The sequence below is a fragment of the Mycobacterium sp. NGS66 genome (genome assembly GCF_059812225.1).
The window spans coordinates 456,794-473,769 of record NZ_JCALCG010000002.1; the positions used below are offsets into that span (position 1 = coordinate 456,794).

The 16,976-nt window shown below is 65.1% G+C and carries 17 protein-coding genes and 1 tRNA gene; 14 read left to right on the plus strand and 4 right to left on the minus strand.

The features are described 5' to 3' along the window. Positions 1-84: 84 nt before the first annotated feature. The 3 genes from pdhA to AC5Y2L_RS06615 are packed head-to-tail and all read left to right on the plus strand — an operon-like array spanning position 85 to position 3,410. Positions 85-1,176 (plus strand): pyruvate dehydrogenase (acetyl-transferring) E1 component subunit alpha, encoded by a 1,092-nt coding sequence (gene pdhA, locus AC5Y2L_RS06605; protein ID WP_499933997.1) that lies wholly within the window; start codon positions 85-87, stop codon positions 1,174-1,176. 9 nt (positions 1,177-1,185) lie between these two features. After that, positions 1,186-2,226: a 3-methyl-2-oxobutanoate dehydrogenase subunit beta gene (gene bkdB, locus AC5Y2L_RS06610; RefSeq protein WP_499933999.1), complete on the plus strand. Its 1,041-nt coding sequence runs from the start codon at positions 1,186-1,188 to the stop codon at positions 2,224-2,226. Continuing rightward, positions 2,223-3,410, plus strand: a complete 1,188-nt coding sequence (locus AC5Y2L_RS06615) for a dihydrolipoamide acetyltransferase family protein (protein WP_499934000.1) — start codon at positions 2,223-2,225, stop codon at positions 3,408-3,410. The genes bkdB and AC5Y2L_RS06615 overlap by 4 nt, the downstream gene beginning before the upstream one ends. A gap of 224 nt (positions 3,411-3,634) precedes the next feature. Here AC5Y2L_RS06615 and AC5Y2L_RS06620 read toward each other — a convergent pair whose 3' ends face one another. Continuing rightward, a complete protein-coding gene (locus tag AC5Y2L_RS06620; protein ID WP_499934002.1) occupies positions 3,635-4,105 on the minus strand; it encodes a DIP1984 family protein in 471 nt (156 codons plus the stop codon). Between the two features lie 230 nt (positions 4,106-4,335). Here AC5Y2L_RS06620 and AC5Y2L_RS06625 point away from each other — a divergent pair, with 230 nt between their 5' ends. After that, on the plus strand, positions 4,336-4,614 hold the full coding sequence (locus AC5Y2L_RS06625; RefSeq protein WP_499934003.1) for a hypothetical protein: 279 nt from the start codon (positions 4,336-4,338) through the stop codon (positions 4,612-4,614). Between the two features lie 109 nt (positions 4,615-4,723). On the opposite strand, the gene AC5Y2L_RS06630 is transcribed toward AC5Y2L_RS06625, so the two are convergent. Then, complete coding sequence (locus AC5Y2L_RS06630; RefSeq protein ID WP_499934004.1) at positions 4,724-4,924, minus strand: hypothetical protein; 201 nt, start codon at positions 4,922-4,924, stop codon at positions 4,724-4,726. A 240-nt stretch (positions 4,925-5,164) separates the two neighbouring features. Here AC5Y2L_RS06630 and AC5Y2L_RS06635 point away from each other — a divergent pair, with 240 nt between their 5' ends. From AC5Y2L_RS06635 to AC5Y2L_RS06650, 4 genes are all read left to right on the plus strand, one after another. Next, positions 5,165-5,458, plus strand: a complete 294-nt coding sequence (locus AC5Y2L_RS06635) for a hypothetical protein (RefSeq protein WP_499934006.1) — start codon at positions 5,165-5,167, stop codon at positions 5,456-5,458. A gap of 170 nt (positions 5,459-5,628) precedes the next feature. Further along, the gene (locus tag AC5Y2L_RS06640; RefSeq protein ID WP_499934008.1) at positions 5,629-6,012 is read left to right on the plus strand and encodes a DUF4189 domain-containing protein; all 384 of its coding nucleotides are present in this window, start codon (positions 5,629-5,631) and stop codon (positions 6,010-6,012) included. A gap of 110 nt (positions 6,013-6,122) precedes the next feature. Next, on the plus strand, positions 6,123-6,320 hold the full coding sequence (locus tag AC5Y2L_RS06645) for a hypothetical protein (RefSeq protein WP_499934009.1): 198 nt from the start codon (positions 6,123-6,125) through the stop codon (positions 6,318-6,320). Positions 6,321-6,514: 194 nt separating this feature from the next. Continuing rightward, positions 6,515-6,952 carry a hypothetical protein gene (locus tag AC5Y2L_RS06650; protein WP_499934010.1) on the plus strand — a complete coding sequence of 146 codons (438 nt, stop codon included), beginning with the start codon at positions 6,515-6,517 and terminating at the stop codon, positions 6,950-6,952. A 3-nt stretch (positions 6,953-6,955) separates the two neighbouring features. Here the strand turns inward: AC5Y2L_RS06650 and AC5Y2L_RS06655 are convergent, their stop codons facing one another. Next, a complete protein-coding gene (locus AC5Y2L_RS06655) occupies positions 6,956-7,522 on the minus strand; it encodes a TetR/AcrR family transcriptional regulator (protein ID WP_499934011.1) in 567 nt (188 codons plus the stop codon). A 259-nt stretch (positions 7,523-7,781) separates the two neighbouring features. Here AC5Y2L_RS06655 and AC5Y2L_RS06660 point away from each other — a divergent pair, with 259 nt between their 5' ends. Beyond that, positions 7,782-9,023: an Rv2253/PknI dimerization domain-containing protein gene (locus AC5Y2L_RS06660; RefSeq protein ID WP_499934013.1), complete on the plus strand. Its 1,242-nt coding sequence runs from the start codon at positions 7,782-7,784 to the stop codon at positions 9,021-9,023. A 189-nt stretch (positions 9,024-9,212) separates the two neighbouring features. Continuing rightward, positions 9,213-9,641 (plus strand): DUF732 domain-containing protein, encoded by a 429-nt coding sequence (locus AC5Y2L_RS06665; RefSeq protein WP_499934278.1) that lies wholly within the window; start codon positions 9,213-9,215, stop codon positions 9,639-9,641. A 64-nt stretch (positions 9,642-9,705) separates the two neighbouring features. On the opposite strand, the gene AC5Y2L_RS06670 is transcribed toward AC5Y2L_RS06665, so the two are convergent. Continuing rightward, a tRNA-Arg gene (locus AC5Y2L_RS06670) sits at positions 9,706-9,779 on the minus strand. Positions 9,780-9,953: 174 nt separating this feature from the next. Here AC5Y2L_RS06670 and lipQ point away from each other — a divergent pair. The 4 genes from lipQ (at position 9,954) to AC5Y2L_RS06690 (ending at position 16,968) form a co-directional block, all read left to right on the plus strand. Next, entirely contained in the window at positions 9,954-11,207 is a 1,254-nt protein-coding gene (gene lipQ, locus AC5Y2L_RS06675) for an esterase LipQ (protein WP_499934280.1), read from the plus strand. 129 nt (positions 11,208-11,336) lie between these two features. After that, the gene (locus tag AC5Y2L_RS06680; protein ID WP_499934015.1) at positions 11,337-12,812 is read left to right on the plus strand and encodes a WS/DGAT/MGAT family O-acyltransferase; all 1,476 of its coding nucleotides are present in this window, start codon (positions 11,337-11,339) and stop codon (positions 12,810-12,812) included. After that, complete coding sequence (locus tag AC5Y2L_RS06685) at positions 12,809-14,599, plus strand: HAD-IB family hydrolase (RefSeq protein WP_499934017.1); 1,791 nt, start codon at positions 12,809-12,811, stop codon at positions 14,597-14,599. The genes AC5Y2L_RS06680 and AC5Y2L_RS06685 overlap by 4 nt, the downstream gene beginning before the upstream one ends. Then, positions 14,596-16,968 (plus strand): glycerol-3-phosphate 1-O-acyltransferase, encoded by a 2,373-nt coding sequence (locus tag AC5Y2L_RS06690; protein WP_499934018.1) that lies wholly within the window; start codon positions 14,596-14,598, stop codon positions 16,966-16,968. The genes AC5Y2L_RS06685 and AC5Y2L_RS06690 overlap by 4 nt, the downstream gene beginning before the upstream one ends. The last annotated feature ends 8 nt before the right edge of the window (positions 16,969-16,976 follow it).

Consider the following 16,976-nt stretch of genomic DNA (forward strand, 5'->3'; position numbering starts at 1 on the left):
CGCGGCAGCTCGCGGTCCGGATTTTTGCTAGGCCTTGGTCAAGGCCCGCCGCAACACCCGCGCCGAAGCGAAGGAATGGGCGGTATGGCGGGGAATTCACAGACGCCGGCGACGGTCGGCCTCGAGCCGGTGCAACTCGTCGCCCCGGACGGGACGCCGACGAACGAATGCCGTTACAGCCGCGACCTTCCCGCGGAGACACTGTGCTGGCTCTACGAGATGATGGTGGTCACTCGTGAGCTGGATAGCGAGTTCATCAGCCTGCAGCGTCAGGGGCAGCTGGCGCTCTACGCGCCATGCCGCGGCCAAGAAGCCGCCCAGGTCGGCGCTGCGGCGTGCCTGCGCAAGACCGACTGGCTGTTTCCGCAGTACCGGGAACTGGGTGTCTACCTCGTGCGCGGTATCCCGCCGGGACATGTCGGGGCGGCGTGGCGCGGAACCTGGCACGGCGGGCTGGAATTCACCAAGAAATGCTGCGCTCCGATATCGGTTCCGGTCGGCACCCACGCTTTGCATGCCGTCGGCGCGGCGATGGCGGCCCAGCGGCTAAGTGAAGACTCGGTCACCGTCGCCTTTATCGGCGACGGCGCCACCAGCGAAGGCGATGTGCATGAGGCACTGAACTTCGCGGCGGTGTTCCACGCGCCCTGCGTGTTCTACGTGCAGAACAACCAGTGGGCGATCTCGGTGCCGGTATCCCGGCAGACGGCGGCGCCGTCCATCGCGCACAAGGCTATTGGCTACGGCATGCCCGGTATCCGGGTGGATGGCAACGACGTGTTGGCGTGCTATGCGGTGATGGCCGAGGCCGCCGCGCGGGCCCGGACGGGCCAGGGCCCGACGTTGATTGAAGCAGTCACCTACCGGCTCGGCCCGCACACCACGGCCGACGATCCCAGCCGATACCGCACCCAGCAGGAAGTGGACCGGTGGGCCGCACTGGACCCGGTTCCCCGCTACCGCACCTATCTGCAGGGCAGGGGAGTGTGGTCGGACCGCCTCGACGAACGGGTCACGGCCCGGTCCAAGAGAATGCGGGCCGAACTGCGCGATGCCGTCTTCGATGCGCCCGATTTCGATATCGACGAGGTGTTCACCACCGTGTACGCCGAAATCACTCCTGGATTGCAAGCGCAGCGGCAGCAGTTGCGCGACGAACTGGCCCGGACCGATTGAGGAGGAGCGATGACCCAACTCGCTGATCCGCCGGCCAGGCCGGACGAAACCCCCAGGGTGGAACTCGGCGCGCAGTCGCTGACCATGGTGCAGGCGCTCAACCGCGCCCTGCACGACGCCATGGCCGCCGACGACCGGGTCCTGGTGTTCGGCGAGGACGTCTCGGTCGACGGTGGAGTGTTCCGGGTGACTGAGGGCCTGGCCGAAACATTCGGCGAGAACCGCTGTTTCGACACGCCGCTGGCAGAGTCCGCCCTGATCGGGATCGCGATTGGGCTGGCGCTACGCGGCTTCGTGCCGGTGCCCGAAATCCAGTTCGACGGGTTTTCCTACCCCGCGTTCGATCAAGTGGTCAGTCATCTGGCGAAATACCGCACCCGCACCCGCGGCGAGGTCAACATGCCGGTGACGGTCCGGATACCGTCGTTCGGTGGTATCGGTGCGGCCGAACATCATTCGGACTCCACCGAGTCGTACTGGGCGCACACCGCTGGTTTGAAGGTGTTGGTCCCGTCGACCCCCGCCGACGCCTACTGGCTGTTGCGGTACGCGATCAAGTGTCCGGACCCGGTGATGTATCTGGAACCCAAGCGTCGCTATCAGGTCCGTGGCACGGTCGATACCGCGTGTCCCGAGCCACCGATCGGCCAGGCAGTGGTGCGTCGGCCCGGCGACGACGTCACCGTGGTCACCTACGGTGCCCTGGTGAGCACCGCGCTGGCTACCGCCGAAACAGCTGCACAGCAACATGATTGGAGCATCGAAGTCATCGACCTGCGATCGCTGGTTCCGTTGGACTTCGACACCATCGCAGCGTCGATTCACCGGACCGGGCGCTGCGTGGTGATGCACGAGGGACCGCGCAGCCTGGGCTACGGAGCCGGCCTGGCCGCGCGGATCCAGGAGGAGATGTTCTACGAGCTCGAGGCGCCGGTGTTGCGCGCCTGCGGTTTTGACACTCCTTACCCGCCGGCCCGGTTGGAGCACCTGTGGCTGCCCGGTCCGGATCGGTTGCTGGACTGCGTCCGGCGCACATTGGAGCTTCCGTGAGCGCGGACGTCGCGCAGGACGGGGTCAAGTCGTTCCGGGTTCCCGACCTCGGTGAGGGACTCGAAGAGGTGACGGTGTCGTACTGGAACGTCGAGGTCGGCGATTACGTCGAACTCAACGAGGTCTTGTGCTCAGTGGAGACGGCTAAGGCAGAGGTCGAGATTCCGAGCCCGTACTGCGGTCGGATCGTCGAAAGGCGCGGCAGCGCAGGCGATGTGCTCAAAGTTGGCGCGGTGTTGGTCCGTATCGACACCGCGGCGGTCGAAGCGCCCAACGGCGAGGCGCCGGATACGTCGTCGCCGCCCACCTTGGTGGGCTACGGAGCCGACGCCGGCATCGATTCGAGCCGACGGCGCGACCGGCCGCTGGCCGCTCCGCCGGTGCGCAAGCTGGCCAAGGAGCTGTCGGTCGACCTGGCTTCGCTGCAGCGCGGCGCGGGCGAAGTGATCACCCGCGCCGACGTGCTGGCCGCTGCTCACGCTTCCGGAACCGAACCGGAGGTGCGGCCGGTGCATGGTGTGCAGGCGCGGATGGCGGAGAAAATGACGTTGTCCCACAACGAGATTCCGGACGCACGGGTCAGTGTGACCGTTGACTGCACGGATTTGCTGAGGCTTTGCGAGCAGTTCCGTGACCGGGGCCAGGAGATCACGCCTTTCGTGCTGACGCTGCGCCTAGGCGTTATCGCGTTGACCCACAATATGATTCTCAACGCAACCTGGACCGACGCGGCCGACGGTCCACAGGTGCATATGCACCGCGCCGTGCATTTGGGTTTTGGCGTCGCCACCCAGCGGGGGCTGCTCGTTCCGGTGATCACCGACGCCCAGAACAAGACGACGCGTGAACTAGCCTGTCGCACCGCCGAATTGATCGCCGGCGCACGCGACGGCAGCCTCACCCCGGCGGAGCTGCGGGGCTCGACGTTCACCGTGTCGAACTTCGGGGCGCTGGGCGTCGACGACGGAACGCCGGTGATCAACCATCCCGAGGCCGCGATTCTGGGTATGGGGGCAATCAAGGCACGCCCGGTGGTGGTTGACGGCGTGGTGGTTGCGCGACCGACGATGACGCTGACCTGCGTCTTTGATCACCGCGTGGCCGACGGGGCCCAGGCCGCCCGTTTCCTGTGCGAGCTGCGCGATCTGATCGAGGCGCCGCAGACCGCGCTGTTGGACCTGTAGCTAGACACCGACTGGGCCCCTTGCCCACCCTCGTCGTCGCGAATCTGCACCCGGTGGTGCGCCATGCGCCGTGCGCAGTCACCTGTGCGCAATGCGGGGCTGCGGTGTGAAGAAGGGAATCGAACCCTCTGCACTGCCCTCCGTGCGCCAGGAGACCGGCTTGGCCCGCCGGTCAGGGGCTTGTGCACGCCTTCGCGACAACTACCTGCTCCACGTCGGTCCGATCAGTCCAGCAGCTCTACCTCCCAGTTGGAGCGTTGGATTCGCACATCGAGCTCGCGGAGCTCGCGGGCGACGTCGTCGGCCTGTGCTCGCAACTCGGCAACTGGCAACGCGGACAGCATTTTCAGCTCGGAACGCAACTGACGCGCGTACCCGGGCTGGCCCTTGCCCGCGGCTGCATCTGCGGCAGCGGTGAGCACGGAGTGTCGCAGCCGCAGTGCGTCTCGACGGGCCAGGGCGTCGGTCAACGTCCCGTCCGCGCCGATCGCGGTGGCGGCGTTGGTGCGATTGATCCGCCTGATCAGCGCTTCGTACTGGTTGAGCACCTCGCCGGCCTCGGCAAGCAGCGAGACGGCATCCTCGGCAGGCTCCTCGCCCTCCTGGAAGCGGGCATTGCTCACGACCCGGCTGCGTAGCTGCTCGATCCGGCGTGCCGAATCTGCGCGCAGCGCCAACGCTTCCGCCAGCTTCATGCTTTCCGCTCCCCTTGTTGACAATCGACCGCGGCGAACCTTCGAGTTGGGGCCCACCTGGCAGCCCGTAGCATAATGGCCCTAATTCTATTGGCTGGCAAAACATTATTCGCCGCCTAAGACCTGGGCCACTTGGTCCGATACGGATGAAGCCGTTGATCGCTGATCAGGGCAGCGAATTCGTTAGAATCCTAAGGCGTCGCGCAGCTTGAGGGATCGAAGGACCAATCGTGGCAACCGCAGCAGAGACGAAGACCATCAGTAAGAGGGTCGCGTACCTCCGGTTGGCGACGGTCTTGTTGGTCGTGGCGGTCATCGCTGCAATAGGGATCGGTTTTCTTTGGTTCAACGCCCCGACCCGGGGCGAGGCGTGCTCGGTGCTGCACGCTGCCACGCAGGACGCGAGCGGGCGCGCCATGTCCTGCGACCCTAAGACGCCCGGAAGCGACGAGTTGGTCTGGCAATACATGCCCGACTCTGAGTTGGAAACGCAAAACGATCGCGGCTAGTCGCCGGATGGCCTTGCCAGGTAGAGACGCGGACGTTCGCGGCGGAGCTGCTCACATACGAAAGGACCCAGCCCGTAAGAGCTGGGTCCAAATTCGTGGGGTCGGCCGGTTAGCGGCAGGGGCCCCAGTACCAGTAGATCGGCACGCCGTTGCGGTCGTAGACCTGGCAGTACACCGCCTTGGGGGCGTTGTCCGTCGGGGCGGCGTTGGCCACGCTGGTGAATCCGAGAGCAGACAGGCCGAGAGCCGAGGCGATCAGGCTCGAGCCCACTGCGGTGCGGACGATGGTGCGGATGCGGTTGTTGTTCATGTTGTTTCACTCCTTGGGAGTCGGTGGGTTGATGTGCTGAGACAAACAATTGCGACAGCCCCTTGACGCATCCTTAAAAGATCCTTAACGCATCGAGCCGCATGCTGCCGGCGTCGGAAGCGGCCGGCCGCGAGCCCTCCGCGGGCCGGCTCGTCCCAAGAATCTTCCAAGGATTCGTCAACGCCCCCGGCCGAGGCTTTTATCACGCATTCGTCACACATCGGTATCAAGGAGGACGCAATGCTGCGAGCTCACGAGTTCACCCCCTTCGGCACTCCCAACAGCGTTGTCGCGCCAGAGCCGCCGTCCGCCGCACTTGCCGGTGTTGCCTGGACGCAGACAAGTGCCGATCCGCTTTTCATCGAGATCGACCCCCTCGAGTTGGGCTATCGCACCGCTCCTAAGGGCTTCCTTGACAACAGAGCACGACACCGGGACCATCGCCGCACGACGTTCCCAACTCTGTCGCTGACCGCATTGGGACGGGCGCTCCATCGGTTCGGCGGGAGCAGGCGGCACTTTGCCGGCGCGTGAGCGCAGGCCCAGCCCCGTGCGTTGTGGCCGATGGGGCGGATGCGCCAAATGATGCACCTGCGTGGCTAACGGTTCCCTGAGCGGTCGCGCCGCAGTCCGCAACCGGCGAGGATTGGTCGCATTGCGTCTACCTGCGCCACGACGGCACAGCGCGGAATCCTGGGAAGCCCATGAAGAAACAAGCGGTAGCGGCAGTCGCGGTCGGACTCGGCATGGCGTTCGCAGCAGCGCCCGCGGCCCAGGCCGATGACGACTGGATAGCGATGGCGATATCCGACTCGACGGGCCAAATCAAGGTCACCTTGGGCGCTAGCAGCCAGGGCGCCGCCGAGCAGACGGTGATGAAGGAGTGTCGCAAGACCATCAGCGACTGTCGACTGTTGGCCAGCGGCCAGGGCGGGTGCGTCGCGCTCGCCCTCAACGCGCCGAAGAGCAAGTACTACGGAGGATGGGGTCCGACCCGTGATGACGCGGAAGCCGCGGCCCTGGCAAATGCCCGTGGCGGAAGCGTCCTGAAAGACCACACCCACTGCCAAGGCGATCCAGCGAGCTGAGACTGAGCGGTGCCGGCTCCGTTCGCTCAGCGAATTCTCAGCATATTCTTCGATCCAGGTAAGCTCGGCTCACAGGACGCACACAGTCGCTGGCCTCAGTATCAATAGTCATGACGACTGACTCCCTTCGCACGAACCCCATGGTCGACGAGTTGATCGCCACGGTCACTTCATATGGCATTGGTGAGATCTCCGCCGATCTACGGGCCAGCTTGGAGGAGATCGCCTTCGATCTAGCTGAAGACGACGGCGCAGCGTGGTGGGTACGGTCGACTTCCCCGTCCCGGGCCATGCGCCTGGCAAGCTGATTCTCAGCGACCCTCGTTACCGAGCCGGATTCACGACTTCAGCTTGCGTTGACACGCATCGAACGGTCCGGCATCGCGCTAGCTTGTAGGCTATTTGGCGGCTAGAACTCCGCAGGCACGTACGCTCCAATCGACAAGCCCAACGGCAGCGTTCATATGCGCTTGGAGACGTAGACGTAGGAGCCGCAGGTCGGATGGGGACGAACGACAGCCTTCAGGGGTTCCGTGAACCGTCTTCTCCGCAAGAGCGCACGAAGCTGCTCGACCAGGCGATCGCTGGGTTTGTCGGCGAGGGTGGACGCCTGGTGGATCGTCATGACTGGACGGCCGTTGTGCTCGTGGGCAAGCCGGTCAACCACGTCCTGCATTTGGTACTGACCATTCTTTCCCTCTGCGGTGGCTGCATATGGGCGCCTGTGTGGCTGCTGATCTCGGCAATCGGGGGGGAGCGCCGCCAGTACCTGACCGTCGACGAGTACGGCCAAATAAGTCAGCGGCGCGAACCGCTCGAGACATACCGCAAGGTGATGATCGGCGTAGCCGCGGCGCTGTTCGTGCTGTGGTTTGTCGGCACCATCGTCTTTGCCTCGACGATGTGCGTTGGTCCGGTGTGCAACATCAACGGACGCTAAGCGCTACGGCTTCAGCATGTGGTCGAGAACTCTCTCGGCTCGGGCCGCCTCTCGCGGGTTGGCTCTTGACCCGGACAAGTGCAGAAAACCAATGCCGGCTGCGAACGTCGCGTCGGCGCGCGTGCTGGCCTCATCGCGGTCAAAACCAAAGTCCTCGAACGCTTTTCGCACCGCGCGCCGTAGCCGGCGGTCGGCCGCACGCACGCTGTTGGCGACGGCCTCATCCGAACGCGCCCACTCGCGCATCGCTCGCTCGAGCGTCCAATGGCGAGGGCTGACCAACGACTTCATCATCTGCGACAAACGTTCTCGCGGCGGCAGCGCGGCCAGCTCCTCGAACTTTCGGCGGTCTTCGTCACGCAGCTCGGCCCAGGCCTGCACGAGGGCGCCGCGGTATCCCGGCATATCGTCGAAATGCCAATAAAAGCTGCCTTTCGTGACACCAAGACGTTGACACAGCCGGTCGATCTTCAGTGCCTTCATGCCCTCCTCGGCGATGATCGCAAAGCCGGCCTGAATCCAGTCGTCCACCGACAATCGAGCGCTAGCCGTCGTGCGCCTTGTTGCCACATAAGCAGCTTACGGTTACCCGGCTCACCACTGCGGCGGCTCGCGACGCGGCAACTACCCGAAGTGCCTGGGCTACCAATGAGCCGGAATCGCCACGCGCTGAGCCGCTTTAGTCACGGTTAACCCCGTCTAAGCCTCATGGGTCATGCCGCTCAGGCGGATCACGAGACTTCGCGGGTCCGCCTTGGCGCTGCACCGTGCACAGGTACGGCGAGAAAGTTGCGCTGAAGCGCGGCTCGTTGCTTGGTACGGTCCGAACATGACGTTGAGAGACGGTGCAACACACAGCGCGACAGCGCAGTCGCCGCCGAGCGCTCTGGGACGCCGGCGGCGCAAGATCCTGCTCACCGGGGCGATAGCGGCCGCCGTAATCACCGTCCTCGGCTGGATGGTCGGCTACATGATCGACCATGAGGTCTTCGGCCCGCCGACCAGCACTCCGGCCGCTTTTGCTCCAGGTCCGGTTCTCGTCGGCGCCTATCGCATGGACTTCGACGGGGCAAAGCGGACCAAGAACGGCACCCTCGACCCCGCTACCGACACCTCCAGCGCTCAGTGGGCATTTCGTTCATGGTGCCGACCCACAGGGTGCGTTGCCAACGGAACCAGGCTCGATGACCACAACCCTCAAGTCGCACGCACGCCGGCTACCACAGACGAGTTGCATTTCGTCGACGGTCACTGGCAGGCCGCCCCTGTTCAGAGCCAAATCCAGCAACCGCGGTGCCTCGGAGCAGGCGGAACCGTCGTCGCAGGTGCAGAGACCGAAGCGGTTACCTGGTCGTTGGAGCCGCAGCCTAACGGCACGCTGCGAGGCGTTCAGACCGAGACCGTTCTCACCAATGAATGCGGCAATCAAGGAACGGTGTACCAAACCCCCGTCGTCGTGATCCCGACCGGCGAGGTGCCGCGCGGTGTCACCGTCGCCGACCCAGCGGCCATAACCGAGGTCCCGGCCACCAGCGCCCCGGCCCCAGCAGCTGCGGGTCCGGTACTCGACGGCACCTATCGCGTGGACTTCGACTGGGCAAAGCAAACGGCCAACGGCAACCCAACAACCGGTGACCCTGCCACCGCCCAGACCAGTAATTGGTGGGCGTTTCGTTCGTCGTGCACGGCCACGGGATGCATATCCACAGGATCCCGGCTGGCCGACTCCAACCACAACGAGGCCAAGGGTGGTGCCCGCGTTCTCCGCTTCGCCGACGGCCATTGGCAGGACACGCCTTATCTGCATCGACCAGAACCCTGCCGAGGAACAAGCGGAACAGTCACCGACAGCTCATCACTGAGTTGGTCGTTGACGCCACAGCCTGACGGCACGCTGCGAGGCGTTCAGACCGAAACCGTTCTCACCAATGAATGCGGCAATCAAGGAACGGTGTACCAAACGCCCGTCGTCGCGACCCGGACGGGCGAGGTACCGCCCAGTGTCACTCTGGCCGATCCGGCCTTGTTCGCGGCTCTACCTGCACCACCCGCCAACAGCCCGCACCGCTAGACGTTTGCCGCGCGGCTGAGCATGCCGGTGCGTTCGGTGCAGAGTCTGTGCGCCCTAATGCGGCGATGCCGGCGAAATTGTCCGCACGAGATGCAGGCTGATCGCCACTCTGCGACGATGACGGTCAGGTGAACTATGAAGCAACTGTTCTTGACCCTGACAAGCCTTGCCGCCATTGTCGGCATGGCCATGCCCGCACACGCCGATAGCACCGATGACGCATTCATCGCGTCACTGAATGCGGCCGGTATCAGCTATTCCGACCCCGATGCGGTGGTCGGGGCAGGTAAATGGGTGTGCGACAAGGTCAACGGGGGCACGGAGATGTCGGATGTCATCAAGACACTCACATCCAAGAACCCCGCACTGAACCCGGACAAAGCCACCAAGTTCGCCGCGATCGCTGCCAACGCGTATTGCCCGGAAGCCGTCTCTACCGGTAGTGCCCCAAGTAGCGCACCGAGTAAAGCCCCCAGCGCGCCGAGTAGTGCGCCGAGCGCTCCCAGTAGTGCGCCGAGTGCTCCGAGTAGTGCCCCGAGCGCTCCCAGTAGTGCCCCGAGCGCTCCGAGTAGTGCCCCGAGCGCTCCCCGAGAACTCCCTCGCAGCGTCATTTCTTAGCAGCGCGCGCTAGTCCCGTGTGCCCCCTGCTGCCGAGCGCCCCCTATTGAGTGCCCCTATTGAGTGCCCCCGGCACGACTCGAACGTGCGACCTAGGGATTAGAAGGCCCTTGCTCTATCCACCTGAGCTACGGAGGCAATGTGCAGGTCAGTCTATCGAACGGTGTCGGGCGACCGATTTTCTGCACTGCGACGCGCGCGAAAAGTCTTGCCCGTCCGCAACTATCGGTTATGGTGTGAGCCGCGACACACGAGCTACACCGGCTGGCAATCAGCCGTTTACGCAACGACGCGTGAGGGGTGGCGTTGACCATGGTCATGAACGTGACTTCGCGGTGCTCTCGGGCTGGTGCCGAAGCGCTGCGACAGGGAGCTCAGCTGGCGGCCGACGCCAGAGATACCTTCCGGGCCGGCGCTTTGTTGCTGCGCGGCTCGCCGTTCGCCGTCGGCTGGGTAGCCGGTTGGCTGTCGACGGAGTTTCCCCCGCATGTCGTCACCGGTCACGCCTTGTCGCGGGTATCGGGCCGTTCGATCGGCCGCGTCGGCGCGACCTGGGCCGCGCAGCGGGCGGACGAAGCCCTGACCGCCGCGCTCGAGGAATCGTTCGGCCCGGACTTTCGCGAGTTGGTATGCCATCCGGCGGGCGATCCGTCGGCGCGGGCGCGTCGCGCCGGCCTGTTGCCGATGCCCGGGCCGCACCGCCGCTACGCTGCGCACACCTCCGACATCTCCTACGGCCCGGCAGGCCGGGATAATTTGCTGGACATCTGGCGGCGTTCGGACCTCGCGCCCGGCGACCGTGCCCCGGTGCTGCTGCAGGTCCCCGGCGGCGCATGGTCCCTCAATGGCAAACGTCCTCAGGCCTACACGTTGATGAGCCGAATGGTGGAGCTCGGCTGGATCTGCGTGTCGATCAACTACAGCAAGAGTCCTCGCTGCACGTACCCAGCGCACATCATCGACGTGAAACGAGCGATTGCCTGGGTCCGCGAGAACATCGGGGACTATGGCGGCGACCCGGACTTCATCGCGATGACCGGCGGGTCCGCGGGTGGGCACCTGGCTTCCCTGGCCGCGCTGACCGCCAACGACCCGACGTTTCAGCCTGGATTCGAAACAGCGGACACCACGGTCCAAGCGGTCGCCCCGTACTACGGCGTCTACGACTTCACCGACTTCGACAACATGCACGAAATGATGCTGCCGTTCCTCGAGCAGTTTGTGATGAAGGCCCGGTACGCCGACGGACCGGAGCGATTCAGGGCGGCTTCGCCGATTTCGTACGTGCACCCCGACGCGCCGCCCTTCTTCGTCCTGCACGGCGACAAGGACGAAGTGGTTCCCAGCGGCCAGGCCACCGCATTCTGCGCCGCGCTTCGGGCCGCCGGTGCTACCACCGTCGCCTACGCCGAACTGGCCAACGCGCATCACGCTTTCGACATCACGCCGACGGTGCGATCCCGGCTGGCCGCCAATGCCGTCGCGGACTTCCTGGGCGTCGTCTACGGACGGCGTACCAGCGCGATGATGGATCCGCTGCCCCTGGCCTCGACCCCCGCCAGCTGAGTCGGTCCTCGTCTGCTTTCACCGGCGCGCCAACCGGACTAGCGTTGTGTGGGCAATCGGTACGGCTGGACGCAAAGCAGGAGGCTTGAGCGGCGGTGACGGGATTGGCGCGTCGGCGGGGTCGTGAAAATGGCTGAAACCGTCGAGACCTTGAGATTGTCCGACGAGCTGGGACCGGTCGATTATCTGTTGCATCGCGGTGAAGGCAACCCGCGCACCCGCTCCGGAATCATGGCGTTGGAGCTGCTGGACACCACGCCCGACTGGGACAGATTGCGGACCAGATTCGAAAACGCATCCCGAAAGGTGTTGCGGCTGCGGCAGAAGGTCGTAGTGCCGACGTTGCCGACGGCGGCGCCGCGCTGGGTAGTGGATCCCGACTTCAACCTGGATTTCCATCTGCGCCGTGTTCGGGTGTCCGGTTCCGGCACCCTGCGCGAGGTGTTCGACCTGGCCGAGGTCATCTTGCAGTCCCCGCTGGACATATCGCGGCCGCTGTGGACGGCCACCCTGGTGGAAGGGCTGGCCGACGGCAGAGCCGCGATGTTGCTGCATATCAGCCATGCGGTCACCGACGGCGTGGGCGGCGTGGAGATGTTTGCGGAGATTTACGATTTGGAGCGCGATCCGCCGCCGAAACCCACGCCGCCGCAACCCATTCCGCAAGACCTCACGCCGAACGACCTGATGCGGGAGGGCCTCAACCACCTGCCCATGGCCGTCGTCGGCGGTGTGCTCGGCGCCGTGTCGGGAGCGGTGTCCGCGGCCGGACGAGCGATCTTGGATCCGGTGTCCACCGTTTCCGGGATCGTCGGCTACGCCGCTTCGGGGGTGCGGGTGATGAACCGGGCGGCCGAGCCCTCACCACTGCTGCGTCGGCGCAGCCTGGCCAGTCGCACCGAAGCGATCGACATCCCGCTGTCGGACCTACATAAAGCCGCGAAGGCCGCGGGAGGGTCCATCAACGATGCCTACCTCGCCGGCCTGTGCGGTGCGCTGCGGCGCTACCACGAGGCGCTGGGCGTGCCGATCAGCACGCTGCCGATGGCGGTGCCGGTGAACCTGCGCGCCGAAGGTGACGCCACCGGTGGCAACCAATTCACCGGTGTCAACCTGGCGGCGCCGGTGGGGACCGTCGACCCAGTGGCCCGGGTGAAGAAGATCCGCGCCCAGATGACCCAGCGCCGCGACGAGCCCGCGATGAACATCATCGGGTCCCTGGCGCCGGTGCTCAGTGTGCTGCCGACCGCGGTACTCGAAGGGATTACCAGTTCGGTGGTCGGCTCGGATGTGCAAGCCAGCAATGTCCCGGTCTATCCGGGCGACACCTTTATCGCGGGGGCAAAGATTTTGCGGCAGTACGGCGTTGGGCCGCTACCCGGTGTGGCGATGATGGTGGTGCTGATCTCGAGGGGCGGGTGGTGCACCATCACCGCCCGCTACGATCGGGCGTCGGTCCGCGAGGAGGCGTTGTTCGCCAAGTGTCTGCTCGACGGATTCGACGAGATCTTGGCGCTCACCGGTGCAGGCGCGGCGCGCGCGGTGCCGGCTTCGTTTACCGCTGAGCCCAACGGTTCGGCGTCTCGATCGGTGTCGAGCTCATGACGGCTTCCCGAGAGCAAGACGAACGCAGGTCGTCGAAGGATCTGCGGTTACCCGGGTCGGTCGCCGAAATCATGGCCAGTCCGCCGGGACCGAAGGTCGGCGCGTTCTTCGACCTGGATGGGACGTTGGTCGCGGGCTTCACCGCCGTCATCCTCACCCAGGAGCGGTTGCGGCGCCGGGACATGGGTGTGGGCGAACTACTCGGCATGGTTCAGGCCGGCTTGAACCACACGCTCGGGCGCATCGAGTTCGAAGACCTCATCGGCAAGGCCGCCACGGCGCTGGCCGGACGACTGATAGACGACTTGGACGAGATCGGTGAGCGGTTGTTCGCCCAACGGATCGAGTCGCGGATCTACCCGGAAATGCGTGAGCTCGTCCGGGCCCACGTGGCGCGTGGCCACACCGTGGTGCTCAGTTCGTCGGCGCTGACCATCCAGGTCAACCCGGTGGCCCGCTTCCTGGGCATCAACAACTTGCTGACCAACAAGTTCGAGACCGACGAGGAGGGGATGCTCACCGGTCGCGTCCTTAAACCCATCCTGTGGGGGCCGGGCAAAGCCGCTGCGGTGCAACGCTTTGCGGCCGAGCACGACATCGACCTCAAGCAGAGCTACTTCTACGCCGACGGCGACGAGGACGTTGCGCTGATGTATTTGGTCGGCAACCCGCGGCCGACCAACCCGGAGGGCAAGATGGCGGCCGTTGCCAAGCGCCGCGGCTGGCCGATCCTGAGGTTCAACAGCCGCGGCGGTGTGGGACTGCAACGGCAAATCCGCACGCTCGCCGGATTTGGTTCGATGTTCCCGGTGGCGGCCGGGGCGGTCGGATGGGGGATCTTGACCGGCAGCCGACGCCGCGGGGTGAATTTCTTCACCTCGTACTTTTCGCAGTCGTTGCTGGCCACAGCCGGGGTGCATCTGAACGTCATAGGCAAGGAGAACCTGACCGCGCAGCGCCCCGCGGTCTTTATCTTCAACCACCGCAATCAGGTTGACCCGGTCATTGCCGGTGCACTGGTGAAAGACAACTGGGTGGCCGTGGGCAAGAAGGAGCTGGAAAGCGACCCGATCATGGGCACCCTGGGCAAGTTGTTGGACGGCGTATTCATCGACCGGGACGACCCGGTCGCCGCGGTGGAGACGCTGCACACCGTCGAAGAGCGCGCCAGGAACGGCCTGTCGATCGTGATCGCCCCGGAGGGCACCCGACTCGACACGACCGAAGTCGGGCCGTTCAAGAAGGGGGCGTTTCGCATGGCGATGGCGGTGGGAATTCCCATCGTTCCCATCGTGATTCGCAATGCCGAGCTCATCGCCTCGCGCAATTCGACGATCATGAATCCGGGCACCGTCGACGTCGCGGTGTTCCCACCCATACCGGTCGACGACTGGACGCTGGACACATTGCCCGAGCGCATCGCCGAGGTGCGGCAACTGTATTTGGATACCCTCGCCGACTGGCCGGTCGATGAGTTGCCTGAGTTCGACATCTACCGCCGCAGGAAGGCGGCGCCCAAGCGCGCCCGAAAGTCCGTGACCGGCAAGGCGACTGCTGGGAAAAAGGCGCAACCGAAAAAGGCGCAACCAAAGAAGGCCGCGGCAAAAAAGGCCGCGCCCGCGAAGACTGCGGCCAAGAAAGCAGCGACCAAGACGGCGGCCAAGAAGTCCGCCGCTAAAAAGTCCACCGCGAAGAAGTCCACCGCCAGGACGTCGGTCAACTCCGCACAGCCCAGTACCGACCAAGCGAGCGCAGCATCGACAAGCGGGTCCAGAGGACGAACGTGACCAACCCGGTCGCCGACTCCGGCGCCATCGTCACCGCACAAGACACCCTCGTGCTGGCGTCGATGAATACTCCGGTCGAGTTGCAACTCGTCATGGATTGGCTAGGCCGGCAACGGGATAGGCATCCGGAGACCAAGTTCGAGGTGTTGAAGCTGCCGCCGCGGACGGCACCTCCGTCGGCGCTGACAGCGCTTGTCGAGTACCTCGATTCCGACGTCGGGGGAGACGGCTCCGTCCTTCCGGTGCAGGTCATTTGGTTGCCCCCGGCCGATCGCAGCAAGCTGGACAAGGTGGCCGGGCTGCTTCCCGGGCGCGATCCCTACCACCCCAACCAGCGTCAGCAACAACGCATCGTGCGTACCGACCCGCGCCGCGCGAAGGTACTGACCGGCGAGTCGGCCAAGGTGTCCGAACTGCGCCAACAGTGGCGTGACACTACCGTCGGAGAAGACCCGCGCGATTTCGCGCAATTCGTCACCCGGCGGGCGATCCTGGCGCTGGCCCGCGCGGAGTACCGGGTGCTGGGACCGCAATACAAGTCGCCCCGCCTGGTGAAGCCAGAGATGTTGGCATCGGCGCGATTTCGTGACGGGCTCAAGCGCATCCCGGGGGCCACCGTCGAGGAAGCCGGGAAAATGCTCGACGAGCTCGCGACCGGATGGAGCCAGGCGTCCGTCGACGTGATATCCGTCCTGGGCCGGCTGCTCAGTCGCGGATTCGATCCCGACTTCGACTATGACGAATACCAGGTCGCGGCCATGCGCACCGCGCTGGAGGCGCATCCCGCGGTGCTGCTGTTCTCCCACCGCTCCTACATCGACGGCGCTGTGATACCGGTTGCCATGCAGGACAACCGGTTACCGCCGGTGCACATGTTCGGCGGGATCAACCTGTCCTTCGGCATCATGGGCCCGCTCATGCGGCGCTCGGGGGTAATCTTCATCCGCCGCAACATCGGTGACAATCCGCTGTACAAGTACGTGCTCAAGGAGTACGTCGGCTATGTCGTCGAGAAGCGGTTCAACCTGAGCTGGTCCATCGAGGGCACCCGGTCGCGCACGGGAAAGATGTTGCCGCCCAAGCTCGGTTTGATGAGCTACGTGGCCGATGCCTACTTGGATGGGCGCAGCGATGACATTCTGCTGCAAGGGGTTTCGATCTGCTTCGACCAGCTGCACGAAGTCGCCGAATACGCCGCATACGCGCGCGGCGGGGAGAAGACGCCCGAGGGCTTCGGCTGGCTCTACAACTTCATCAAGGCGCAGGGCGAGCGTAACTACGGCAAGATTTACGTCCGCTTCCCCGAGGCGGTCTCGATGCGGCAGTATCTCGGGCCGCCGCACGGGCCATTGGCTCACGACCAGGACGCCAAACGACTTGCCATGCAGAAGATGTCGTTTGAGGTCGCCTGGCGCATTCTGCAGGCGACGCCAATCACGGCGACGGGTCTGGTGTCGGCATTGCTGCTCACCACGCATGGCATCGCGCTGACGCTCGATCAGCTGCATCACACCTTGCAGGATTCGCTCGACTACCTGGAACGCAGGCAGACCCCGATGTCGACAAGTGCACTGCGGTTGCGCTCGCGCGACGGGGTGCGCGCGGCAGTGGACGCGTTGTCCAACGGACACCCGGTCTCCCGCGTCGACAGTGGCCGTGAACCGGTCTGGTACATCGCACCCGAACACGAACACGCCGCGGCGTTCTACCGGAACTCGGTGATTCACGCCTTCCTGGAGACCTCCATCGTCGAGCTGGCGCTGGCGCATGCAAGGCACGCATCCGGCGACCGCATGGAGGCCTTCTGGGCCCAGGCGATGCGGTTGCGCGACCTGTTGAAGTTCGATTTCTACTTCGCCGAGTCGACGGCGTTCAAGGCCAACATCGCCGAAGAGATGGCATGGCACGACGATTGGGAGAGCCACGTCGCCGCCGGCGGCGACGAGATCGACGCGATGCTGTACGCGAAGCGGCCGTTGATGTCGGACGCCATGCTGCGGGTGTTCTTCGAGGCCTACGAAATCGTCGCCGACGTGTTGCGCGATACGCCACCGGACGTGGACCAGAAGGAACTGACCCGGTTGGCGTTGGGCGTCGGTCGCCAATACGTGGCGCAGGGCCGGGTGCGCAGCAGCGAACCGGTGTCGACGCTGCTTTTCGCCACCGCACGCCAGGTGGTCGCCGACCAGGATCTGATCGCGCCAGCGCCCGACCTCGCCGAGCGCCGGATCGCGTTCCGCGGCGAACTGCGCAACATCCTGCGGGATTTCGACCACGTCGCAGAAATCGCGCGTAACCAATTTCGCGCCCGGGAGTCCCAGGCCCGTCGGGGGCGCTCCCGAGACAAGGCGGAGAGCCAAGCTCAGTAGCCCGGGCG